Consider the following 23,415-nt stretch of genomic DNA (forward strand, 5'->3'; position numbering starts at 1 on the left):
AATCACAAATCCCTTCCTATGACCGACCTTCCAACAAAAGAAATCCTTAATCGAATATTTGAAGCTATTGAATACCTAATCGCGACAAAAGAAATTACAGGCGTTAGCGACTTTTGCAAAAAACATAACGTCAATCAAGCGAAAATGTATAAACAAAGATCTGGATATTATGAAGCTAACATTTCTCAAGCTAACAAGGTAGATTTTAATGTGGTATATTTTTTAAGAAAATATTACGGAATATCCCTAGAATGGATAGTCCTAGGAGAAGGGGATATGAAGTATTCGGACAATTATGTTAAAGTATAAAGTTAATTTTTATCTTAATAAAGAGAGTCGAACTACTCCAGGGGATTATTCAATTATAGTATATGTATCTTATGCCGGTCAAAGACCACATATTTACACTAGCATTTATGTTACAAAAGAAGATTGGTCAAAAGAGCTTCAACGATCAAAGAATAAAAAATCTTATCAAAACTCTGAACTCAATGAAATCGAAAATATAATTGATGACATCTTCAAAGATTATGATTATACCGAAAGACGATATCCAAGTCCTAAAGAATTAAAAAACAATTTTGACAATCGATACAAACGAAAACTTCCAAAAGATTTTGAAGATAAATTTTTAGTTCAAGATATTTATGAAGAGTATATATCTACCGTAAGTGTTCGGGATAGTTGGACTCTTGGAAATATCAAAAAGCATAATAAGATTAGGAATCATTTTAAGTTTTATAATTCAAATTTAGATTTAGCACGATTGACTGAATCAGATTTAATTGGAGCAATAAAATATTTCCAAACTGAACCAAAAATTTTACTAAAGAATGGTAAAATTAAAGAGCAACCACCTCACAAAAACATTACAGTCGATAAAAACATTAAGGATTTTAAAGCATTTCTACGATGGGCACATAAATGTAAGTATTATAATGGCGACCTACATGATAGCTTTCGACCTAAATTTAAAGGGATATCAACTCAATTAAATGAAATAATATATTTTCCGATAGATAAATTAATAAAATTTTATAATCATAAATTTTCCAAAGACGAAGTACACTTGGAGCAGGTAAGGGATGTTATTGCCTTTTGTTGCTTTTCATCATTACGCTTTTCAGATGTTGCAAAACTAAAAAAAGCACATGTTGCAGTTGAGTCATTTTCAACAGTTACAGCTAAGACAGTTGACAAATTGAATATTCACTTAAATGAGTATTCAAGATCAATACTGAATAAGTATGCAAATATAGATCTTCCAAATGGGCTAGCTCTTCCTGTTATTTCGCAACAAAATACTAATGAGCATTTGAAAACAATTGGACAAATTTTAAACTTTAATAATTTAGTTAGTACAGTTTACTTTATTGGCAATAAAAGATTTGAAGATATTGATCCATTCTGGGCACACATGAGCACACATATTGGCAGGAGAACATTTGTTGTTGTTGCTATTTATTTAGGAATTCCCGAAACGGTCATCATGAAATATACTGGACATAAAGATTATGAAACCATGAAACCGTATATTGCAGTTATGGAAAATCAGAAAAAATCTGAAATGTTAAAGTTCGATACGCTTAATATAGATTTATAGGTGCACTTTTGAGTACACAAATTTGAATTATTACAATTTTGCACGAAAACATACAGTTGTTTATTTGTTGTAAAAGCCTTTTATTATTCGCTTTTTAGACGTTAATGTATTTTTACGAAATGCTACGAAACAATACTGTGAATCCTTCTGCGGTCACAAAAAGCCCTGTTTATGGGGCTTTTTTTATTTCTTTTTTCTAAATATTTTAAGAATTAGTATTGAAATTATCTGTAAAATACTTGTAAAATTCAAGATGTTTATTTTAAAATACCAATCTGTACAAGCCATGAAAATTGTCCGTACATTTGATTAGTAAAATAAAAACTTGAAAACATGGAAACTAATAACAGATTATTTATAAAATCAGTTCTTATGCTCTCTGCTTTATTTTTTAAGTTGTAGCTCAAGCGATAAGAACGAAATCGACCATTCGAAAAATATTGTTGTTTTGGTGAAATATAAAACGCAGCCATCAAAAGAAAAAGAAACGCTTTCTGCTTTATCGGATCTCATGGAAAGTGTAAAGATAGAACCCCATTTTGTGAAGATTAAACTTCATATAGATTCAAAAGATAAAAGCAATATTTTGCTTTACGAAGAGTGGAATGATGTAGCGTATTACAATTCCAAACATTTGCAAACCAGTCATCTGCAAAAGTTTATTCTAGATTCTAGAAACTTTCTTGCGCGGCGGCCAGAAATTTCATTTTGGAAAGTCGAAAAAGAATTTTAATACATTATTTAATTTTTAAAGTTGAGCGTTTCACCTTATTTCGTGTAACTAAATTTTTAGCAACTATATAAAAAAGACTAAGCCGAAAAGCCTAGTCTTTTTTTTAGATTTATCAAAATAATACTTCGACAAACTTATTTCTCAAGTTTCCAATTTTTAGAATAAATCATGATGACAAATCCAGCTAGCATAAAAGGAATACTTAATATTTGTCCCGTGTTAAGTCCTGCAAACTGGATAAACTCGTCACCTTGTGGTTCTTTTAAAAATTCAACAAAGAATCTTATCGCCCAAAGTATGATGAAGAATAATCCAAACAGCCAACCTTGCTGGTATTTTTTGTCTGTTTTTCTGTACAAAAACCATAACAAGACAAATAGTAAAACATAACCAATTGCTTCAAATAATTGCGTGGGATAACGCGGAATTGTTACGCCATATTCTGAACTTTGTTGTGGGAACAAAATAGCGAATGGCGAAGTGGGATCAACTGGTTTTCCGATAATTTCGGAGTTGAAAAAGTTCCCCATTCTCACAAAAGCACCACCCAAAGCAACAACAATGCCTAGACGGTCATATACCCAAAACGGATTCTTTTTAATGATTTTGAAGCTGTAATACAAAGTCGTGAAAATCAAAGCAATGGTTGCGCCATGACTTGCAAGTCCCGAAAATCCTGTGAAATGTAGTCCGCCTTTTGTAGAAATTGGTAAGAAAACACTTAGAAAATCTTCTTTAAAAAGTTCTGGCTGATAAAAAATAACATGTCCTAATCTTGCACCAAGAATTGTCCCTACAAGGGTCCAAGTAAATAAGGGATCCAAAAACTTCTCGTCAACATTATCGATTTTGAAGATTTTTTTCATTAAAATATATCCAAATCCAAATGCAAACACAAACATCAAACTATAATAATGTAAGGTAAATGGTCCTAGATGGATGCCTGTGTTGGGATCCCAAATGTTGTATGTTGAATTTAATTTTACATAATCTGTAGGTTTAATAGTATCTACAGCATTGTTGGCGTGATACAAATATTTTATCGTTTGTACATCTGTAATTGTTGTCGGATCTGCCAATAATTTCAAATCCTTATCTAAAAACTGATAATTTTTTGATTTATAATTCTGAATTGTTGAAAGAATAAAGTTTTCGTAATCTGCGCTGACAGGTTCGATATTGTCTTTGTTAACAATAACCAAAGTATTTTTTGCAGGTGCTTCAAAAGAAAACTGACTGAATTTGTTGCCGTTAACTGTTGCGAAAACTTCGACAGGAACATTCTTTCCCTGGATGTTAAGTTCTGCAGCACTCGTTTTAAAATCTGGATTTTGTGCTGAGAAGATTTGGAAAAATCCAACTAAGATGGTTAAATAAAAGCTTAAAAATTTCTGTTGCATTTAGATTTAATTTAATGTTTGTGTTTTGGCGGAACAGGATCGTAGCCTTCCCCGCCCCAAGGATGACAACTCATGATTCGTTTTATAGCTAGCCAGCTTCCTTTAAAAAGACCGTGTACTTGCAAAGCCTCAACGGTGTAATGGGAGCAGGTTGGCTCATAACGACAATTTTTTCCCAACCAAGGCGAAATCGCAAGTTGATAAAACTTGATCAAAACAACCAACGGAAAAGTCAAAATTTTGTTTATCATTCTATTGTTAAAGCTACAAAAATAGAGGATTTTTATTTTATTTCCTGATTTTTTGCTGTTAAAGATTCGCTAACATAAGTTCGGAAAGTTAAGTTAATGCGTGGCGTTGCAATTTTTTTGGAAGGCGGAAGGCGATGTAGCCAATGTTGCTGTGTCTCATCTTTCATGATTAAAAGACTTCCAGATTCTAAAGTCAAGGAAACTGTTTCGCCAGAAGTTTTATGCTTAAAAGAAAATTTGCGTTCTGCCCCAAAACTTACCGAAGCAATGGCAGCATTTTTTTTCATTTCGCGTTCGGCATCGCTGTGCCAAGCCATGCCTTCGGCGCCGTCATGATAAAGATTTAATAAACAAGAATTAAAACTTTCTTGACTGATTTTTTCGATATTTTTTTTAATTTCTAAAAGCTCGGGCGTCCATTGTTTCGCAATTTTTGTCCTTTTAGAATAAGTATAGGGATAGGTATCATCGCCGTACCAAGCGACTTTACGTTTGGTCGTGATGAGTTTTCCGAAGATTAAAGCTTCATCATGTTGCCACGAAATATCATTTAACAATTTCGAATAAAATTCTAAAGTTTCTTCTGTTGAAAATATTTTTCCATAATATAGAACACAACCATCAAAAGGCAGAATATTCTTTGTAGGATTAATAAATTCTGGAAATAAAAACATCTATTCGAAAACGAGATTATGTTGTATGGCTAAAGATTTTAATTCGGTTTCCGTCCATTCTTTTTGGGGATCACTTTTTTCTGTAATACCGCCGCCAACATACAGAATTGCATAACTTTTGAAAAATTCTGCACAACGAAGATTTACGAAATAATAGATTTCTTCTTCGGTTTCCACTTTTATAAAACCTGAATAAAACTCGCGGCTATTAAACTCAATAATCTTAATGCCTTGCATGCAAACATCTTTTGGGAAGCCACATACAGCAGGCGTGGGATGAAGTTCTTTAATTAAGTTTTCTAGATCTTGCGGATAAACGGTGGCTTTGAAATCGGTTCTTAAATGTTTGATATTTCCGGAAATATGATCCTGAACTTTTGATATGCTAATGTCAACTGCAAAGCGTTTCAGAACAGATTGTACATAATCTGTAACAGGTTTTTGTTCTTCAATTTCTTTTTCGGTCCAGGCTTCGTCCACAGGCATAGTTCCTGCGAGGCTCATGGTTTCGAAGGCATTGGTCTTTTTATTATATTTTCCTAAAACTTCCGAAAACCCGCCCATCCAACATTGTCCATCTTTCTCAAAAAGATAGCAAAATGCATTGGGGTAATTTTTGGAAAACTGAAGAAAGCTTTTTCCCAGAGATAACTTTTTATCATGCGAAATATCGGTGTACATCAAAATTTTTCCACGAGAAATAACCAACTTACGTAGCTGATTGGTCGTAATGTAGTCGATAGCTTGTTGGACTTTTCGAGAATAAGAATCCTCGGTATCTTTATAAAGCTCGATACGTTCTTTTTTAGATTTCGGAATGTATTCTTCTTGAGCAATTTGTTCGCTAGAAATTGGAATGAGATTACCTTTGAAGTCCAATTCTTTTTTACGATCAAAACTTATAAAACTTATGTTTACCGCAGAAGAATCATCGTCTGTGGTAAAAAAAGTTTCACTTTCTGGAAATCGGAAATATAACATGACTATTTGCGAATGACGATGTTTGTCATTGTTGTATGGTTGAGTAGGTCGCCTTTTTCATTACGGATTTCGATTTCAGAATAATGCAAAGTTGCGCCTTTTCTGACAAATCTCGCTGTACCAGTTACGATGCCTTTGGTAGCGCTTTTCAGGTGATTGCTGTTGATATTAGTCCCTACACAATAATATTTTTCTGTATCCAAAGCGGTTACGGAAAGGGTAGAGCCAAGGCTTTCTGCTAATACACAACTTGCACCGCCATGCATAAGTCCCATCGGTTGATGTACCTTCCAGGTTACAGGCATTGTTGCCGTTAGGCTGTCCTCGGTAATATCTGTAAAAGTAATTTCTAAAACTTCTAATATTGTATGCTTGCACCAATCGTTAAGGTGCTTTAGTTTAGCTTCTTTCGTTGCTTGATCCATTTCTAAATCTCTGATTAATAAATTTGAGGATTCCAATTTTCTGGAACTCTTGGGGTGATTTTTTTCAAATAGTTTTGGATTTCTTCCATCACGTCTTCGTAAGGGCGATTTACCAAATCTTCATAACTTATTTTATAACCCAAATACATGGTGTTGGTTGCGAAATCTCCTGTTGCAATAACAATAGGCACTTTGGCCTCCAATGCCATATGGTAAAAACCTTTGCGCCATTTTTCCACGCGAGATCGTGTACCTTCTGGGGTGATAACCAAACTGAAACTTTCTTTTTTGAACAAATCAGCAACGAATTGCACCAAATTGTTTTTTTGAGTGCGGTCGATACCAATACCTCCTAAAGCTTTTACTACAAAGCCATACCAAGCTTTTGTATGGGCGTCTTTTATGATGACCTTCAGGGGTTTTTGTAATTTCCAATAGGCGAAGTTTCCTAAAATATATTCAAGATTATGGGTGTGCGGTGCCACAACTAAAATACAACGATCGAGGTTATTGACATCTCCATCAAGATGGATTTTCCATCCCATTATTTTAAGCATCAAACTACCAATAAGTTTTTTCATAAGTCTTTATTTATGATAAAAAAAAGTATAACCATAATGGCTATACTTTACAAAGCTACACAAATTTAGCTTTAATTTTTGATTGGAATATTTATTTTATTTCCGTATATTCTAAAAGCTAAAATCCACGGAATGTCTTATTGATTCTAATGTTTTAGAATAAGTTTGATATAAAATCTACAATTGTGATAGCAAACTCGATGACGATCTGGATCATGATAATTGTTTTTAATGTTTAGCAAATTTAATAATTATTTTCAGACTGGTAATTTTATCTAAGTTAAAAAAGTCTTAAATTTAATTACAATGGGCGTTTCGAATGGATTAATGAAAATTATTTGCTTGCTTTAATTTTCACTTCGTTGTTCCCCTTTTTGATGTTGATGTCAAGATCTTTCAACTCGTTTCTATCGATTTTAAGTCTATCCAAAACATTCTCAGCGCTGTCTATTGGGTATTTTTTACCATTTATTTTGATGAAATTTTCATCGTTTGAGTTATATTCTATAGTACTGCCATTGATTTTGATTCTATTCTTTTCGATGCTCATTCCTTTAGAATAGTTGTCATAATCAAAATCCATTTTGTCGGTCGTGTCATCCGAATCGTCATTAATATCGCCGCGGAAGCTTACCCCGTTACCATGCTCTTTTATAACAGTCATGCGCGACGGAATTACCAATTCGTAATCTACTCTGTAATTTCTGAAACGATAGTCGTAAGGATAGGAAAAATAATTTGGAAGTGAAATTTTGTTCCCAACCACTTCTACCGGAACCGACATCCTAAGTGGGCTGTTGTAACCTTCGCCGTCTTTGTTAATTATCAGGTAAGGTGTTTTAACATCTGCTCTTTTCACAACTTCAAGACTTGGATAATCTTGTTTGTAGATGCTTTTTTTGTCGGAGTAGATGCGTCCCCAATAACTTTTGAATTGTTGTGGAATTGCTACATTTTTGCTTCCCACATAGATGCTATCAGATGTTGTGTTGATAGAGATGTTTTCTGTCTCCTCATTATGTCCTTCGTACTGACTTTCTACAGAAATGGCACTGTAAGAAAATATACCGATTACGGCTAACCAAATAATTCCTAATAATCCCATGAATGGCCATACGTAGTTAAACTTTGATTTTGGTGCAAAGATTTTGATTGATAACAATAAAAATCCAATTGCACACATCAAAACTGGTATTCCTGCCAAAGCCAGCATTAGATAATGCAAGTTGTTTTCCTGTAGATAGAACGACAAATTGTCTCCTACATTAAACTGTCCAGAATTGAACGCTGCAAACATAGCAAACATGCCTATAAAGCAGCCCGCTGTGCAAAGGATAGCGAATATACCGATGATATACTTCATCACATTCCAAAAGCTACTTCCTGCGTTGTTGATATTTTGCTTGTTCGAGTTATAGATTTCTCCAACTCGTTGTGTAGAATCATTGGCAAACTGAATAATCTTGTTGGATTCTTCTTTCAAGTTATCAAAATTAAGCGCTTTACCTTTTAATTTTAAATAATCTGAAGCCGATTCTGCTTTCGGAAGTACCGCCCAAAGAATACCATAAAGTACAACCACTAAAAACGAAGATCCTGGCGCTACCCAAAGTAGAATAAAAGTACCTACCCAAATAAGACGCATCCATGTCACATCTAGTCCAAAATATTCTGCTAAACCAGCACAGACACCCGCAATCTTTTGTTGTCCTGGATCACGGAAAAGTTGTCTTTGTCCATTGTTTCGGTTGGCAAAAGATGCTTTAGAAGTTCTTTTTGTATCTTGTCTACTTTCTGAGTAATAGGCTTCTTCTTGCTCATCGATTTGCTCTGGCGTACCGATTTGCGCAATTACTTTTTCTACATCTGTATCGTTGATAACGTCTCTTTTGCTGAGGCTTTCTTTAAAGATTTCAACCATTCTGATCTCGATATCGTGCATCACTTCATCAGCCTCTTCTGCGTCTAGAGAACTACGCAAAGCGCTAAGATAGTCGCTAAGTTTTATATAAGCATGCTCATCAATGATGAAGGAAAATCCTGCTAATGCTATTGATAATGTCTTGTTCATAGTTTCTTAGATTTGTGAGTTTTTGGTTATTTGATTAACCGATTCTGTCAGCTCATTCCAAGTCGATTGTAGTTCCTTTAGGAATAGGCTTCCTTTTTCTGTTATTTGATAGTATTTCCGTGGGGGACCACTTGTGGATTCTTCCCAACGATAAGTAAGGAATTCAGCATTTTTTAGTCTTGTCAGAAGCGGGTAGAGTGTACCTTCCACCACGTCCAACTTTCCTTTTTTCAGTTCGTCCATAAGATCAGAAACATACATTTCGCGACTTTGGATCAAACTTAAAATACAGAATTCCAGAATTCCTTTACGCATTTGCGCTTTTGTATTCTCTGTATTCATTATTTTTTGGTATTTAATAGATCAAATTCTCTTAAAAGTCAAATGGACTTTTCGCACTTTAAGTAATATTACATAGCAAAGATATGTATTTAGTTTGGTATTATGCAATACAAAGTAGTAAATAATTTCAAATATAGTATTTAACTTGTTGATTATCAGTTTTAAATATTTTTATAAGCCAGGAACCTGCTTTCGCTACTCGCTGTTACAAAGCCAAAATGCTAAGTCTTTACTTTTTGTAACGAGCTCAGACACGCCGCTCAATCAAGGCTAGAAAAAACGTTACGAATTAAGAGTTAAGAGTTAGAGATTATAACAGGTGATTTTGTAGCAGAGTGGTGGCCAAATAAGCTTTATAATTTTTATCTTTATTAAATATTAATTCCAATGAACGAGCTTTTCAAAAATCAGGTTTATGAAATTACAAAACTAATTCCCAAAGGTCGGGTTACCACCTATGGAAGTATTGCAAAAGCGATGGGCTTTCCGAATCATGCGCGCCAGGTTGGAAAAGTAATGGGCAATTGTCCCAAAGATGTCCCTGCACATCGTGTGGTTGCAAGTTGTGGACATCTATCAGTCGTTGGGTTTAAAGAAATACTAGAAGGGGAAGATATTCTCGTGGAAAATAACAGAGTTAAAAATTTCAAAAATCTATTTTGGAACCCTTTGGACGAGATCTGAGCATAGGTATTATATCCAAGTTTTATAGCAAAATATTGTTACTATTTGAAATAGCTTTTGGCGGTCAGCAACTTCCACAATCTAGAATTTCTTTAAGATAATTTACTGGTAATATTTTAATGTATTTTACAGCAAATAATGATTACATTAAGGATTTTCGGCCGTTGCATTTCTTGCCATTTCGGCTTCGTCAGGCATTTTAGCTAAAGTTTGATCTAATGTGAACAAGGATTCGTCCGTCGCTTGGTCACCTCCAGCGATATTCAACTTATCAATAAGGTCCATTGCTAAACTTTCTTCTTCAATTTGCTCTTTTACAAACCATTGCAGAAAATTCCATGTGGCCCAGTCTTTTTCTGCAAAAGCTAAATCGACTAATGCGTAGATTTTTTCTGTATTCTCCACTTCATGTTTGAAAACCAAATTGAAACAGTCTGCTAGATTTTTAGGATCTTTTCCTGGCGCAGGCAAAGCTTCTACTTTAGGCTTTCCGCCACGGTTTAGGATATATTCCATGAATTTTATGGCATGGTTGCGTTCTTCTTGGGCATGACGAAAAAGGAAATTTCCAATGCCGTTATAGCCTTTATCCGTTGCCCAAATACCGTAGCTAAGATAGACATGAGATTGTAAATCTTCTACATTCATTTGAGCGCTTAAGGCTTGTTCTAGTTTTGATGAAATTCTTTTTGTATCCATGATTTTGTTGTATTTATTGGTGTTTTAGTATCAAAAACGATTCCAGAAGTTAGACTCTTTTATGTCTTATTTATGATTACAATATTTTTCAGTTTTAGAAAAACAAATTTTTCATTAATATAGATAACGGATACCTATATTCTTTTTAATGCCATAAATTCTTATAGCGCATATTTGAGACTTTTTTTCGGCTTGTTGTTTTTATGATTAATGCTTTTCCAGATCAACACACCAATGCCAATTGCTAATCCTGCAGAAATAATATTTTTGCTTGTTTTTGAAGGAACGGGAAAACTAGTTTCTCCATATATTTGATGGGGTTCTCCCGACGCCTGCAAGATATTTCCTGATGTATCTTCGGAATGGTCATTTTTCATCATCATTCTTAAAGCTGTTGTGGCAATATTGCTGATGCTGTGCGGAAAAAGCCCATAAATAGTTTTTAAAGCATAAGACATAAGCCCTGGAAATTTATCATTTTGAGGCTTTTTTGTCAGCTCATAAATGACTTTTGCAGTGTCTTTGGGGTCGGCAGCAAAAGGTGGAATTTTAAAATCTAAACCTGAATATTTCGCAGAATGCATATTTCCTGTTGATTGTTGAATTTGAGGATAAATATTACAAATATGGATGTTTTTTTCATTACTGTATTCACTTTGTAAACCGCTCATCAAACCTTTTATTCCGAATTTTGTGGCGGAATAAACCGAGCTGTAAGGCGCTGGCATGTAACCACCAATAGAAACGTTATTAATAAGAATACCTTGTTTTTGTTCTTTAAAAACGGGCAAAATATAATATGCCCCGAGCATATATCCCATAAGATTGGTCTTGATGACTTGCTCATTAATTTCTAAAGGAATTTCCTCAAATTTTCCACTCGCCATAACGCCAGCATTATTAACCCAAATGTCTATTTTCCCAAATTCATCTAGTCCCACTTGTACCAATGTTTTAACCTCTTTTGCAATGGACATATCTGTGGATTTAACAATTACTTTTGCACCTAGCCTTCGACATTCTTCAGCCGCTTTTTCTAAAGCAGGAAGTCCTCGCGAAGCAAGTATCAAATTGTAGCCTTTTTTTGCAAATAGTTGCGCTGTAGCCAAGCCTACACCACTAGAGGCTCCAGTGATTACCGCTGTTTTGCTAATGTGGGCTTGGTTATTTGTAAGATCATTTTCCATTTTTTATTGTATATTAATTGATTTTTTCTCAATGATGTTTTTGAATTAAAACAAGTATTATGCCTTAAATAATATTAAGAATATAGATATATCTGTTTATTTTTCTGAAAACACTTATTATAGGCGGTTTAAAGTGAATTAAATAAAATTAAGGTAAATGCTATCACTTGAATCTTTATTTTTGGCTTGGTTTTCGATAATTACCTCAAAATCATCAAGAATAAAGAAGATAAAATTAAAAATTCTAAGATGAATTTCTAATCTTTAAATACAGAATATCATGAAACGAAAAAATCTTAAATATCCGCTTGCTGCTTTGATAGGATTTGGATTGATGTATGGATTATTGGCTTGCTCCAGCAGTAACAAAATGAGTTCTAAAGTGAAAGTCGTACAAAACTTTGATTCAGAAAAATACTTGGGGCAATGGTACGAAATTGCAAGACTGGATTTTAAATATGAAAAAGATCTCAAAAATGTTACCGCAAATTATTCTAAACGAGAAGATGGCAAAATAAAAGTCGTCAACAAAGGTTATAATTATGTGAAAAACAAATGGGAAGAAGCCACGGGAAAAGCAAAATTTGCAGATTCTGAAAAATCCGCAGCTCTGAAAGTCTCTTTTTTTGGACCATTTTACGCAGAATATAATGTCGTAATGTTGGATCCAGATTACCAATCGGCTTTAGTGTTTGGAGAAAGCACCGACTATATTTGGATGCTGTCCCGAAGCAAAAATCTTCCAGAGGCCACCAAACAAGCCTATTTAGAATTCGCCAAAAAACATGGTTACGACGTGAGCAAACTGGTGTGGACTCAGCAAGATTAATAAAAATATCATTTTTTAGGACCTGTCGCGAATTTTGATGGGACTTTTTTTTCTTTCTAAATTAGAATTTTTAATATAAACAACAGCTATGGATTTAAAATCTAATGAAGCATTTTGGCTGGTGAAAAATGGAATCATCCATTCTTATCCATCACTTCACGAGGATAAATCTTGTGATGTGTTGATAATAGGAGGTGGAATAACAGGAAGTCTTATGGCGCACCAATGCATCAAAGAAGGTTATCGAACAATATTGATTGACAAACGCGAAATCGCACACGGAAGTTCTTCTGCTACCACATCTATGCTTCAATATGAAATTGATATTCCGCTGTATCAACTTTCGGAAATAATCGGCGAAAAATCGGCGGTCAATTGCTACAAAGCCTGCGCTGAATCGATCGATTTGTTGCAAAATATTTGTCAGGAAATCCATTCTAAAGCAGGTTTTAGAAAGAAGAAATCTCTGTATTTTGCGGCGTTCAAAAAAGATAAACAATGGCTTAAGAAAGAATTTGAAGCTCGAAAGAAAGCTGGTTTTTCTGTAAAGTGGTTAGACGAGAAAGAAATCGACAAACGATTTAAAATACCAACTTCCCACGGCGGAATTCTCTCCGAGCAGGGGGGAAGTGTGGATGCTTTTCAATTGGTGCATGAGCTTTTGGATTATAATCTTAAAAAAGGTTTAGAAGTTTATGACAAAACAGAAATGATTGCTATACAATCAATAAAGAAAAAAACTCATATAAAATTAAATACGGGAGCAAATATCATTGCTAAGAAAGTGGTTTTTTGTACAGGCTATGAAAGTACCAATTTGATTAAAGAAAAATTTGTGAATCTGTTGAGTACTTATGCAATTATTTCCGAGGTGGATGAAGAATTAACCAAAGCTTACCAAGACCTTCTTATCTGGAATACTGCAAATCCGTATTTGTATTTGCGCACGACGGACGATCACCGAATGCTGATAGGTGGCGAAGATGAAGACTTTTACAATCCTCAATTAAGAGATCAGCTACTAAACAAAAAAGCTAAAATTCTGAATAAAAAGTTTCATAAAAACTTTCCGTCTTTTATTTTTAGGGAAGATTTCGCATGGTCTGGAACTTTTGGTTCCACCAAAGATGGACTGCCTTATATTGGAACTCACAAGGATTATAAAAATGCCTATTTTGTTTTAGGATTTGGTGGCAATGGCATCACTTTTTCGGTAGTGGGAATGGAAATGCTATCCTATTGGCTAAAAAATAAAAAACATCCTTTAGCGACCTATTTTGCTTTTGGAAGATAAAAAAAAACTTGTTTTGTTGTGTTTCGGATTTCATTTTTATCTAAATTTATTTTATTGATGAAATAGATTATAGTTGGTGAAAAGAACGTTAATTAACTATTTTAAATTAAATAAGAAAGGGAAATGAATGTATTTTCCTTGCATAATTTTTTAGAAGTTAGTGATGTCTTTAAGTATATTGATGATGTTTAATTTTTAGATTATCTTCCTAAGATGTTAATTTTTTTATCATAAGAAACATTGTCTTGAAAGCTTAAATTATTTTGTCATCAAACAAATATATCGTAATATTGCGATACGAAATTAATCTATGGGAACTACAAAATCAGAAATATTTACAGACGAACAAAATAGATTAGCGCTCATGTTCAAAGTATTTGGAAATCCGGCACGTATTGCTATTTTACAATACATTATCAATCAGAAAGCGTGTATTTGCAATGATTTGGTTGATGAATTAGGCTTGGCACAAGCAACGATTTCTCAGCATTTGAAAGAGCTCAAAACACTTGGAATTATTCAAGGTACTATCGAAGGAAAGTCTGTCTGCTATTGTATTGATGAAAAAGTTTGGAATGATGTTCAAAACGATTTGATTGCATTTTTCAAACAAGATGTTCACATTAAACAATGCTGTTAATACTTTTTTTATATTAATTATCATCGTAATATTGCGATAATGGTAAAAGTATATGAATATTAATCATAACAAGTCAAATTATAAATAATAAGCTATGACACTTGAACAAATTAAAGAAATTCTACCAACATTAGAGAATGTTGAATTTCAATTAGAAAATGGGACTTTTGTTCCCGAACACTTTCACGTAACAGAAGTTGGTCAAATTACAAAAAACTTTATCGATTGTGGCGGAACCATTCGTAACGAAAAAGTAGTTAACTTTCAGTTATGGAATGCAGATGATTACGAACATCGTCTAAAACCAGGTAAACTGTTAAACATCATCAAACTATCCGAGGAAAAACTTGGGATCGAAGATGCTGAAATTGAAGTAGAGTATCAAGCCGAAACGATAGGGAAATTTGATTTAGATTTTAACGGAAAATCTTTTGTTTTAAAAAACAAAACAACGGCATGTTTAGCCGAAGATGCGTGCGGAATTCCAAGTGCAAAACCGAAAATTAAATTAGCAGAAATTCAATCGTCTTGTTGTACACCTAATTCGGGTTGTTGCTAAGAATGTAAACCAATACTCATGTTTCCATTGTTAAAAGAGAACATAATAAAATTTCAAGTATTTGATGCAATATCTACGGAAAGAAAGGCTGTTTTACAGCCTTTGGTGGATTATATACAGCAAAAATTGGAGGAAAGCGAAATAATAAATCTCAATTTCATTTGCACCCACAATTCGCGTATAAGCCATTTTGCACAAATTTGGGCTCAAGTTGCAGCCGCACATTTTAATATATCCAATGTAATCTGTTATTCGGGTGGTACAGAAGAAACGGCTTTATTTCCAAAAGTCGCAGAAATATTAAGTCAGCAAGGTTTTCAAATTCTAAAAAATAGCGGAAAGAAACAATCCAATTTATGCTATTAAGTTTGATGAAAATGCGCGGCCTATTATTGCTTCGGAGATTGCTTCTCTTCCGCTAAAGCTCCAGTACAGCAACTGCCAACAAGGTGCGCCTATAATTTGAGATTATGTTAAATGCTTCTCCTCGTTTCAGGCATAGCCTTCCACTGCCTTTCCTGGCCAACGCTTTTTAACCCACCCACCCAATTTATAGGTTGCACAAATAGGATGCAGATAGAGTAGTCCTTTTCCAATCGTTACAGTCACTTCGTACCTGAAACTATTTTAAAAAGAAAGAAAAAATAGTTCCGGTACCCAGTCCCTTTCACTTAAGCGCATAGCCGTATTCCTTTCTTCCTACAGCAGCTTTTTCCTAAGCAATATTTTCAGCCCATACCAAAAATGGAATAGTTTTATAGGTAAATACTTTCAGCTCATTTTTGCTTCGGTCTGAAGATGCCACCACCAAGCTGCTTCCGTCAGTCAGTCATACCGCTATCTTTCCCACCGCTTATCAATAATCGTTTACAATTGAAATTTTATCATCATTGACCTATTTGAAAAGCATCATTTTTTTTGCGAGCTTGTTTACCCGTTTTTGCCTTTTCTTCCCTTTACTAAATCCCACGTTCTCCAGTTCCTTCACAATATGGTTATGCAAGCATATCCATACCGTTTCGTCACCGCACACAGGAGTATGCCGCCAAAGCAATTCCCATCTACAGCATACCCCTGCCTTTCCCCTCGCTCACCATTCTTTGCCAAGCCACTTCCCACACCTTTTTAGACAATGGTTGAAGAAGTAGTCCTTCAAATTTAAGCAGCATTCTTTGACTATTTGTCAGCCGTACAACGGCCAAAAAATAAAAAAAGCAAAGCAAGTTAGGGGGCTCCCGAATCCAGCCGCCAAGTGGTATAAAGGTCAAGCACTACGTGTTTTTGCGAAAATTTTTGTAGTAATTCTATTAGAATTTATTCAGCAGTATTATAGTTAGTAATTGGAAGCCGACCTTCGGCAAAATTTTTCCCAAAAAACCTTGACACCACGCCTCGCCCCCTTTAAAAGGGGCTTTCTTTTTTTCTTTTTTTTTCGGTTTTTTTCTTCGTTTTCTTTTGAAAAATTTTCCCAGGAGCCCAAAATTTTAAATCCCGACCTATGGAAAATTTCAAAGTACGCACGTACAACCCAGCAAAAGGTAACCCTGAAAATGCACTATTTATTTTGTCAAGAGGGCAAAACGCAGGAAAGCCCCTTTTTGAACCTTGCCCCAACTGCTTTATCCTGTACTGCAAGGATCAAAACCAACTTCAAAACCTATACTGGACCTTTTACACCCTTTGGAAAAACGGCTTTTTCCATCCGTATTTGTGTGGTTCTGTCATTTTGATGCTTCGCCTTTTTGAACTCAAAAAAGTGATGCAAAATTTCATTATTCCAAGCCTTGAAAAGATGGAGCAAAACGAGAAAATCCTATCCGACATTAAAGCCGTTTATCAGCTGGAGCAGAAGTTTACAAAGCAACTTCAAACACTTTCAGAACTTCGTTCTGTTCTAGTCCGAAAGTATTATTTTCAAATCTAATTTTATAAAGTCCCCACATCGGGGACTGTTCTTTGAAAATAGTATAAATTAGAGCTTTAAAATTAATCGAAATGAAGAATGATTATATTGATCCCTTAATAAGCTATAGTCCTATAAAAGCAGGTGATTATTGTTTAGTAATTGCAGGAACTCATAAAGGTAAAGAAGGAGTAGTAGGAGATTTGAACGTAAGTAAAACGGGACATTTGACTGTAACAATTACAAAATCTGATGGTGTACGTTTTAAAACTTTAGCTAAGAATCTTCAAAAGAAAGATTAGTTTACTAGATTTTACTTTAAACCCACTTTAAGCAGCAGATAAAAGCTATATACTCAACCCTTCTATATAACGGAGTGAAAGCAAAGGAATAGAGTAGAAGCAATATAAAAAAGCCCAGTGTAATACTGAGCTAAAAAGAAGTTAATTGATAGAATTTAGAAGCTATTTAGATTCTGGATCTGAATTTACAGTTTGATTTTCAGAGGATTTTTCTGAATTTTTACCGAATTCTTCGGAGCTGATAGCCGTTTGTGATAAAGCGCTGGCGAGAGTTCCACCAAGTAGTAAGTAGCCTCCAATAGTAATTAAAGTAGCTGGCAACGCTACCGGAGCAGCAACTAAAACACCACCCACCGCCGAAAGGATTAAGCCGGTTGAACGTATAATTTTAAACCATTTTGGAGTTGGTTCTTGAATTCTGCTAACGATATTGAAATTATTTTTTTTCATGATCTGGATTTTTTAAAAGGTTAAGTTCTATTTTGTTGATGCGTTGCTCTAAGTATTCAACTTTCTGATTGAGTAAATCGTGAGAGTTTTTGAATTCTGTTTTAATAAGCAAAGCCATTGTTTTAACTTCGGAAATGTCTTTTTCCATATTCTTAAAATCGGAGTGAAGCTGCCGAATAAAATAAGCTACGACTGCCAATAATAAACTGGATATAGAACCGAATAGAATATTGATTTCTGATGAAGATCCCATAATAAAGAGTATTTAAAATTGAAAATTGTTTTCGATGATGATCGTTTTATCCTTGCTTTGAGCAATAACAAAAAGTTTTGGATAAATCAATTGGTAAGCATCTGTACTTTGCAGAACTTGATAATCACCATCTTTTTTAATATAACTCAATCCACAAAGTGGACAACCTGCAGTTTGAGTAATCGTGTTTCCAATATGGATGTACACCGCTTCAAACGTAGGTAAACCATCAATCTCGATCATTCCTTTATGCATTAACGGGAATTTATTGGCGTAGTCTTTATTTTTACCGCCCCAAGTGTTGAGGGTTAAATAAAATTCACCCGTAGGTATTGCCGTTTGCTTCATGATTTTGATTTCACGTATTTTATCTTCCAACAAAAAGCATTGGAAAATCCCATCAATATACAAGTGAGAGAGGGTGGATTGTTTGCCTTGAGCCACTCTAATTATTTTTGTTTTCATTTCTGCTGATTTTTTGGTTGTCTTGAATCTTGTTTCTTGAATCTGAAAATCTATTATAAAAAAAGCCTTCCCAACGTGGGAAGGCTTTGCGAATGACACGTTTAAAAAACTTCCTCCACTTTGAGACAGTTACCCGAAGCAAAAGGATAATAATTACCGTTGACTTCTTGGAAAAACTCAATTCCGATACACTGAACTACCGAAACATTAGCCCCCAATGTTGGAGGACCAGGCAATTCTGCCGTAATGGTAGAACCTGCATAAGCTGCATTCAAAGGAATGTAAGCCGAGTATTCAATAACCGTTAACTCGTTATTAGCGATATCATCAGCTTCATAACTTCCCGTAACAGGATTGTATGAAAAATCTGATAAAACTGCTAAAGCATTAATTAAACGGAAGTGAGTAGAACCCGAAGGAGCCGAAATCAAATCAGCTGGATTAAACGGTGCAATTACAAAATCCGAAGAATCCCTTCCTGCAGTATGGGTAACATCGTAAGGAGCATTGAAAATACCACTAATAGAAAGATTCTTATTAAACTCGAATCCTTCCAAGTAATTTCTTTGAGTAGAAACCTCTACTTTACGATAGCCTCTGGCTTCCGTTCCGTCTTCCAAATTGATTTTTTTCATAATAGAAGTTAAACGACCTGTAACTTGAGGATCAGTAAATTTCCCCATTAACGCAGATAAAGCCGTACGAAGCGATTTCCCAACTTTCGCACAACCTCCAAACTCGTTCATATTTTCTCTTGTTCTTTCGAACTCTGGAGCAGATTTTACTTGTTCTGCAGTGGGTCCACCGACCATACCAGCGAAAAAACCTTCTTGCCCTTTGATTTTGAAATGTCTTACATCGCCGATGGTTCCGACGTATTTCATAAGACCTTTTTGTCTTGCCATGATTGTAAATTTTAAATATTAAAAAAGACTGAAAAACACTGTTGTCTAGACAGATATAAATTTCTTGAATTATCTTTATAAATACAATAGTTAAAATGCTGTAAACCAATGAAATACAACGTAATTATACCAAATGGTACAGAAAAAGAGAGTAGCCTTAGCACTCTGGAACAAGAAAATTATTTCTTGATGAAAGACATCCAAGTAGAAACTCATTTAATAATTGAAAGAGTATTGGATGGCGATAGTTTAATTGTCAAGCAAGAATACGGACAAATAAGCAAGGAAATCAGACTGTATGGATTAGATGCCCCCGAAGTGAGAATAAGCCGAAAAATGAAAGAGGATGAAGCCAAGAGCCACGTTCCTGCTTCAATGCTGCTGCAATATGGACTGATGAGTTTAGATTTTGTTTTGAACCTTGCACCTGTCGGTACAAGGATCACAATCTTAACAGAACCCAAAAATAGAGTAGACTTCTGGAAAAGACAATTGGCGTATGTGATCCTTCCGAATGGTAAATGCTTGAATGAAGAACTCATAAAAAATGGCTACGCAAAAGCCAGCCATGAGTATTTCTGTGAGAAACTTCCTATTTATCAGACTTTAGGATTTCAAGCCAAACAACAAAAGCTCGGAATCTACCTATTCATCGATGTTTTTTAATTTGTTGTACTTATGCTGTACTTTTTAATACAAGAAAGTCAGAAAGTACCATGAATAAAGGACAACTTATATAGACTTTATATAATACAATGTTAGGCGATGTTTTTTATTTCTGACGAACTATAACTCTTGTTCTATAACCTTCATTATCAGAACCTAAAATAAAGCTGTATATATTTATTTTTTGATTTTCCCAATTTTTACTTTTTCTCCAACCATTATCGAATTTTTGGAATTCTTCTTTACTATTTTGTTTCATTTTTTTCGCAATAAATGAATTGTTAAGAGAATACAAATCATCAATAAATGGATTTTGATTTTTTATTTTCCAATTTGTATTCCAACTATATTCAATCAAACGAACAATGTTGTCATTTTTCGTGAAATAATATGAAATTTCAGTATTGAGATTTAGTGTATCTCTTTGATAAATTATAGGTTGTGCGAAATCATATTTATCTAAATCAGGGAAATAATCTTTAGAAAGATAATTGTTTATAGGTTTTAAATATTTAATTCCATTGCTTTTTTTCTCAATTTTTGGAATTTCAGAAGTTTTGATTTTGTTAGTCATGAAATTTGTTTCGTAAATTTTGACATCGCTTGAATTTATTGCATTTGGAACTCTATTCATTTGTTTACAAGCAAATAAATTTAATATTATCAAAATTACCAAAATTTGTTTTATTGACGTGGTTTTCATAAAATATCGCCTAACGGAAAAAGGCTTTGCGAAGTGCGGGAATTCGAAGAACCAAAAGTTCAAGAATTCAGAAACGAAGCAAATGCTTTTTCAGATTGTCTAAATTAAGTAAAAAAACAATATGAAAAGCAATTTGCGGAATAAATGGAGTAGAAGTTCAACTTTGACTTAAACCCCGCATTTTGCAAAACCTATGTTATCTGCAGTCTTTATTATTCAAATTTGTTTTAATGAAGCCAAGTATTAGAGCAATAATTAAAATAATTGGACTTAAATACATTGAAAATACACCTACAACTAGAAAAATTGTATTTAGTGAATAAGGTAAACTTACGGTCCAAGCAAGAAAGTTTAATCCAAAACCAATTGGAAATAAGATTATTGCAAACAAACAAATTTTAGTGAAATTTAATTTCCAAATCATTAACTTTTTTAGTTCTTTAATTCATTAAAATGTGTTTCTATTTGCTTCTTTATTCTCATCAAAATTTCATCGTCTGAATCATTATAAATATCACGAAGTTGAAATTCATTTTCAGCATCATTTTTAAATTCATTTACTGCTAAATTAAATAAAGCTTGTCCAAATCTTTGATTAGGATATTTTTTCAAAAATTCAGATATAAGTTCAATTATCTCTACGTGTTGCTGTTTCATAAGATTGCAGATAACGGAAAAAGTATTGGCGAAGTGCGGGCTTAATTTGAACGAAAGTTCAAGTTCAGACCAATCGTAGCCAATATTTTTTCAATGGAACTAAGTTAAACAAAAATGTGGAATTGGAAAATATTGGCGGCTAAAAAAGTAAAGTAGTTCAATTTAGTCTTAAAACCCGCATTTTGCCAATACAATGTTAGCTGTAGTTGTTTTAATTTATAATCAAATCTCCATTTTCATTTAGAACTTCATTGTTGTTTTTCTCAATTATCAAACTTATATCAGAATCATTTTCAGTTCTAATAATATTTCGAAAAATCTTATAAGTATAATCATTATTCTTGAAAATAATTACATGATTTCCACCGCTACCTTGAAATTCTAATAATCCATTGTTCAAAATTAAATCTGGTTTCGAAGATTCGGATTTTGAAGATTTCCAAGAAGTATACCTATATTTTCCGTTTTTTAATTCGTCTATTCTTATGCGATATTTTTCAGTTTTTATTTTATATGTAGGATTTTCAAAATCTTTTAATGAAGAATAAATATTTTTTTTATCTTCTTTGATTAAATTATATTTTAATTTTTCTTCAAAATTAGTTTGATAATTAATTGCGAATATTTTTCCTTCAGAATTAATCCAAATAATTCCATTTTTTAGAGCAATTCCTCTCCAACCGATTTCATTCCAATCTTCTATTTTTGAAGTTGTTATTTTTTGTATTAAATTGTTATCAAATATTTGTTCAAATCTTGAGATAAACTCCTTTTGATTCTTGATTTTTGGAATTGGATAATCTCTATATAATGGATATTCAAAAAAAGAAGAAATTTCTTTAATATTTTTGTTCTTAAATGCTGTTATTATTCTTTCAACATTATATTTATCTGTTTCAATAAGTTCTTTATTTTGACCAAATCCTAAATCAAAAAGGAGAAAAAAAGTAAAAATCAAAAATGTCTTCATTTAATAGGGCAGTATTTTGGACAATTACAGCTAACGGAAAAAGTATTGGCGAAGTGCGGGCTTTCGAAGAACTGAAAGTTCAAGGAAGTTCGGACGTAGCCGATATTTTTTCCATGAAACGAACTTACAAAAAATTAGTGGAATGAAAAAATAGCGGCGGCTAAAAAAGTAGAGTAGTTCAACTTTTACATTTTCCCCCGCATTTTGCCAATACAATGTTAGCTGTAGTTTTTTAATTTTCAATTAACGCTATTTTGAAAGTATTTTTTATAAATTCCCATAATAAATTTGCATTTTCTTTATTTACTTGAAGCTGAATTATTATACTTATTAATGTGCCAATAAATAAATTGAACCAATCGAATTTATTCAAATCAATAGCTAATTCTGTTATATTTTCAAGTTTTTCAATAATGATTTTTTGATTTTCAGGCAGAATGTCTAATGTGTTAATTTTAGAATATATCAAATTCATTTTTTCTTTTAATTCAATAAATTCTTTTACATTAAATTTTTTATCATCACTTTCATTTTTATAATCCAAATCATTTATTATAATTTTAAATCTTGACCATAAATCAACTTCTGAATTTTCACGAATAACATAATTGATCCAATTTTCAAAAATAGAGTAAATACCATTCCAATCTTTTGTAGTAAATAATTCTTGGAATTCATTTTCCCCAGGAATAATATTTATTTTTATATAAAAATTTATATCTCTTTCACTAAACAAAAATCTGAAGTCAGAATTTTGGAATTTTATTTCAATAAAATCAGGATATTCAAATATTTCAAATTGGTTTGGTGAAATTTCTTCATAATCTTGGATTATTTCGAAAAATCTATTTTTTTGAGAAAGTAATAATTTCATTTATTATGTGCAGTTGGATAAAAATTACAGCTAACGAAAAAGTATTGGCGAAGTGCGGGCTGGATTTAACTGAAAGTTCAATTCAGACTGAGCGAAGCCGATGCTTTTTCAGATTGTCTAAATTAAGAAAAAAAACAATATGAAAAGCAGCGGCGGATAAAAAAGTGGAGTAGTTCAATTTACCCTTAAACCCCGCATTTTGCCAATACACTGTTACGCGCAGTAGAAAATGAGAACTTTTCAACGCTGAAAAATAGTTCTAAAAAATTATGAGCAATTAAATCACAAACAAATCAAAAGAATAAAACGAAACT

General features: G+C 33.3%; 31 protein-coding genes. 13 read left to right on the forward strand and 18 right to left on the reverse strand.

The features are described from left to right. Positions 1–18: 18 nt before the first annotated feature. The 3 genes from ACVFVN_RS05705 to ACVFVN_RS05715 all read left to right on the forward strand — a co-directional run bounded on the left by ACVFVN_RS05705 (position 19) and on the right by ACVFVN_RS05715 (position 2,336). Entirely contained in the window at positions 19–309 is a 291-nt protein-coding gene (locus tag ACVFVN_RS05705) for a hypothetical protein (protein WP_456234564.1), read from the forward strand. Next, a complete protein-coding gene (locus ACVFVN_RS05710; RefSeq protein WP_456234565.1) occupies positions 296–1,603 on the forward strand; it encodes a hypothetical protein in 1,308 nt (435 codons plus the stop codon). Before ACVFVN_RS05705 ends, ACVFVN_RS05710 begins: the two co-directional genes overlap by 14 nt. Positions 1,604–2,054: 451 nt before the next feature. After that, positions 2,055–2,336 (forward strand): putative quinol monooxygenase, encoded by a 282-nt coding sequence (locus ACVFVN_RS05715; protein WP_456234566.1) that lies wholly within the window; start codon positions 2,055–2,057, stop codon positions 2,334–2,336. A gap of 134 nt (positions 2,337–2,470) precedes the next feature. Here the strand turns inward: ACVFVN_RS05715 and lgt are convergent, their stop codons facing one another. The 8 genes from lgt to ACVFVN_RS05755 all read right to left on the reverse strand — a co-directional run bounded on the left by lgt (position 2,471) and on the right by ACVFVN_RS05755 (position 9,061). Then, a complete protein-coding gene (lgt, locus tag ACVFVN_RS05720) occupies positions 2,471–3,298 on the reverse strand; it encodes a prolipoprotein diacylglyceryl transferase (RefSeq protein ID WP_165137470.1) in 828 nt (275 codons plus the stop codon). Between the two features lie 449 nt (positions 3,299–3,747). Continuing rightward, positions 3,748–3,987, reverse strand: coding sequence for a membrane protein insertion efficiency factor YidD (gene yidD / locus ACVFVN_RS05725; protein WP_165130994.1), 240 nt, complete (start codon positions 3,985–3,987; stop codon positions 3,748–3,750). A 32-nt stretch (positions 3,988–4,019) separates the two neighbouring features. Further along, positions 4,020–4,661, reverse strand: a complete 642-nt coding sequence (locus tag ACVFVN_RS05730; protein ID WP_456234567.1) for an alpha-ketoglutarate-dependent dioxygenase AlkB family protein — start codon at positions 4,659–4,661, stop codon at positions 4,020–4,022. Beyond that, positions 4,662–5,642: a chorismate-binding protein gene (locus ACVFVN_RS05735; protein ID WP_456234568.1), complete on the reverse strand. Its 981-nt coding sequence runs from the start codon at positions 5,640–5,642 to the stop codon at positions 4,662–4,664. Between the two features lie 2 nt (positions 5,643–5,644). Beyond that, entirely contained in the window at positions 5,645–6,067 is a 423-nt protein-coding gene (locus ACVFVN_RS05740; RefSeq protein ID WP_165130996.1) for a PaaI family thioesterase, read from the reverse strand. A gap of 14 nt (positions 6,068–6,081) precedes the next feature. Beyond that, the gene (locus ACVFVN_RS05745) at positions 6,082–6,648 is read right to left on the reverse strand and encodes a 1-acyl-sn-glycerol-3-phosphate acyltransferase (RefSeq protein ID WP_165130998.1); all 567 of its coding nucleotides are present in this window, start codon (positions 6,646–6,648) and stop codon (positions 6,082–6,084) included. Between the two features lie 334 nt (positions 6,649–6,982). Beyond that, positions 6,983–8,719 (reverse strand): PspC domain-containing protein, encoded by a 1,737-nt coding sequence (locus ACVFVN_RS05750; protein ID WP_456234569.1) that lies wholly within the window; start codon positions 8,717–8,719, stop codon positions 6,983–6,985. 6 nt (positions 8,720–8,725) lie between these two features. Beyond that, entirely contained in the window at positions 8,726–9,061 is a 336-nt protein-coding gene (locus ACVFVN_RS05755; RefSeq protein ID WP_165131002.1) for a PadR family transcriptional regulator, read from the reverse strand. Positions 9,062–9,448: 387 nt separating this feature from the next. Here ACVFVN_RS05755 and ACVFVN_RS05760 point away from each other — a divergent pair, with 387 nt between their 5' ends. Then, positions 9,449–9,745 carry an MGMT family protein gene (locus tag ACVFVN_RS05760; RefSeq protein WP_165131004.1) on the forward strand — a complete coding sequence of 99 codons (297 nt, stop codon included), beginning with the start codon at positions 9,449–9,451 and terminating at the stop codon, positions 9,743–9,745. Between the two features lie 147 nt (positions 9,746–9,892). Here ACVFVN_RS05760 and ACVFVN_RS05765 read toward each other — a convergent pair whose 3' ends face one another. Together ACVFVN_RS05765 and ACVFVN_RS05770 are read right to left on the reverse strand one after the other, a co-directional pair. Beyond that, positions 9,893–10,444, reverse strand: a complete 552-nt coding sequence (locus ACVFVN_RS05765; RefSeq protein ID WP_456234570.1) for a ferritin — start codon at positions 10,442–10,444, stop codon at positions 9,893–9,895. A 161-nt stretch (positions 10,445–10,605) separates the two neighbouring features. Next, complete coding sequence (locus ACVFVN_RS05770; RefSeq protein ID WP_456234571.1) at positions 10,606–11,631, reverse strand: SDR family NAD(P)-dependent oxidoreductase; 1,026 nt, start codon at positions 11,629–11,631, stop codon at positions 10,606–10,608. A gap of 280 nt (positions 11,632–11,911) precedes the next feature. Between ACVFVN_RS05770 and ACVFVN_RS05775 the strand changes: the two genes are divergently transcribed. The 7 genes from ACVFVN_RS05775 (at position 11,912) to ACVFVN_RS05805 (ending at position 17,158) form a co-directional block, all read left to right on the forward strand. Continuing rightward, the gene (locus ACVFVN_RS05775) at positions 11,912–12,460 is read left to right on the forward strand and encodes a lipocalin family protein (protein WP_456234572.1); all 549 of its coding nucleotides are present in this window, start codon (positions 11,912–11,914) and stop codon (positions 12,458–12,460) included. Positions 12,461–12,548: 88 nt separating this feature from the next. Continuing rightward, entirely contained in the window at positions 12,549–13,754 is a 1,206-nt protein-coding gene (locus ACVFVN_RS05780; RefSeq protein WP_456234573.1) for an NAD(P)/FAD-dependent oxidoreductase, read from the forward strand. A 310-nt stretch (positions 13,755–14,064) separates the two neighbouring features. Then, positions 14,065–14,394, forward strand: a complete 330-nt coding sequence (locus tag ACVFVN_RS05785) for an ArsR/SmtB family transcription factor (RefSeq protein WP_171622011.1) — start codon at positions 14,065–14,067, stop codon at positions 14,392–14,394. A gap of 94 nt (positions 14,395–14,488) precedes the next feature. After that, positions 14,489–14,953, forward strand: a complete 465-nt coding sequence (locus tag ACVFVN_RS05790; RefSeq protein ID WP_456234574.1) for a DUF6428 family protein — start codon at positions 14,489–14,491, stop codon at positions 14,951–14,953. A gap of 18 nt (positions 14,954–14,971) precedes the next feature. Further along, positions 14,972–15,319: a hypothetical protein gene (locus ACVFVN_RS05795; protein ID WP_456234575.1), complete on the forward strand. Its 348-nt coding sequence runs from the start codon at positions 14,972–14,974 to the stop codon at positions 15,317–15,319. A 1,132-nt stretch (positions 15,320–16,451) separates the two neighbouring features. Beyond that, positions 16,452–16,877, forward strand: coding sequence for a DUF6943 family protein (locus ACVFVN_RS05800; RefSeq protein WP_456234576.1), 426 nt, complete (start codon positions 16,452–16,454; stop codon positions 16,875–16,877). Between the two features lie 71 nt (positions 16,878–16,948). After that, complete coding sequence (locus ACVFVN_RS05805) at positions 16,949–17,158, forward strand: KOW motif-containing protein (RefSeq protein ID WP_456234577.1); 210 nt, start codon at positions 16,949–16,951, stop codon at positions 17,156–17,158. Positions 17,159–17,320: 162 nt separating this feature from the next. Here the strand turns inward: ACVFVN_RS05805 and ACVFVN_RS05810 are convergent, their stop codons facing one another. The 4 genes from ACVFVN_RS05810 to ACVFVN_RS05825 all read right to left on the reverse strand — a co-directional run bounded on the left by ACVFVN_RS05810 (position 17,321) and on the right by ACVFVN_RS05825 (position 19,231). Beyond that, a complete protein-coding gene (locus ACVFVN_RS05810; protein ID WP_456234578.1) occupies positions 17,321–17,608 on the reverse strand; it encodes a hypothetical protein in 288 nt (95 codons plus the stop codon). Next, complete coding sequence (locus ACVFVN_RS05815; protein WP_456234579.1) at positions 17,595–17,861, reverse strand: hypothetical protein; 267 nt, start codon at positions 17,859–17,861, stop codon at positions 17,595–17,597. The genes ACVFVN_RS05810 and ACVFVN_RS05815 overlap by 14 nt, the downstream gene beginning before the upstream one ends. A 12-nt stretch (positions 17,862–17,873) precedes the next feature. Then, positions 17,874–18,326 (reverse strand): DUF5675 family protein, encoded by a 453-nt coding sequence (locus tag ACVFVN_RS05820; RefSeq protein ID WP_456234580.1) that lies wholly within the window; start codon positions 18,324–18,326, stop codon positions 17,874–17,876. A 101-nt stretch (positions 18,327–18,427) separates the two neighbouring features. Next, complete coding sequence (locus ACVFVN_RS05825) at positions 18,428–19,231, reverse strand: hypothetical protein (protein WP_456234581.1); 804 nt, start codon at positions 19,229–19,231, stop codon at positions 18,428–18,430. 108 nt (positions 19,232–19,339) lie between these two features. Here ACVFVN_RS05825 and ACVFVN_RS05830 point away from each other — a divergent pair, with 108 nt between their 5' ends. Further along, on the forward strand, positions 19,340–19,897 hold the full coding sequence (locus tag ACVFVN_RS05830) for a thermonuclease family protein (RefSeq protein ID WP_456234582.1): 558 nt from the start codon (positions 19,340–19,342) through the stop codon (positions 19,895–19,897). Positions 19,898–20,003: 106 nt separating this feature from the next. Here ACVFVN_RS05830 and ACVFVN_RS05835 read toward each other — a convergent pair whose 3' ends face one another. The 3 genes from ACVFVN_RS05835 to ACVFVN_RS05845 form a co-directional block, all read right to left on the reverse strand. After that, complete coding sequence (locus ACVFVN_RS05835) at positions 20,004–20,564, reverse strand: hypothetical protein (protein WP_456234583.1); 561 nt, start codon at positions 20,562–20,564, stop codon at positions 20,004–20,006. Positions 20,565–21,032: 468 nt separating this feature from the next. Beyond that, complete coding sequence (locus ACVFVN_RS05840) at positions 21,033–21,257, reverse strand: hypothetical protein (protein WP_456234584.1); 225 nt, start codon at positions 21,255–21,257, stop codon at positions 21,033–21,035. A 211-nt stretch (positions 21,258–21,468) separates the two neighbouring features. Further along, the gene (locus tag ACVFVN_RS05845) at positions 21,469–22,227 is read right to left on the reverse strand and encodes a hypothetical protein (protein ID WP_456234585.1); all 759 of its coding nucleotides are present in this window, start codon (positions 22,225–22,227) and stop codon (positions 21,469–21,471) included. Here ACVFVN_RS05845 and ACVFVN_RS05850 point away from each other — a divergent pair. Next, the gene (locus ACVFVN_RS05850; protein WP_456234586.1) at positions 22,218–22,373 is read left to right on the forward strand and encodes a hypothetical protein; all 156 of its coding nucleotides are present in this window, start codon (positions 22,218–22,220) and stop codon (positions 22,371–22,373) included. The genes ACVFVN_RS05845 and ACVFVN_RS05850 overlap by 10 nt on opposite strands. 86 nt (positions 22,374–22,459) lie before the next feature. Here the strand turns inward: ACVFVN_RS05850 and ACVFVN_RS05855 are convergent, their stop codons facing one another. Continuing rightward, positions 22,460–23,101 (reverse strand): hypothetical protein, encoded by a 642-nt coding sequence (locus ACVFVN_RS05855; protein ID WP_456234587.1) that lies wholly within the window; start codon positions 23,099–23,101, stop codon positions 22,460–22,462. Between the last annotated feature and the right edge of the window lie 314 nt (positions 23,102–23,415).

Source organism: Soonwooa purpurea, from assembly GCF_053891095.1.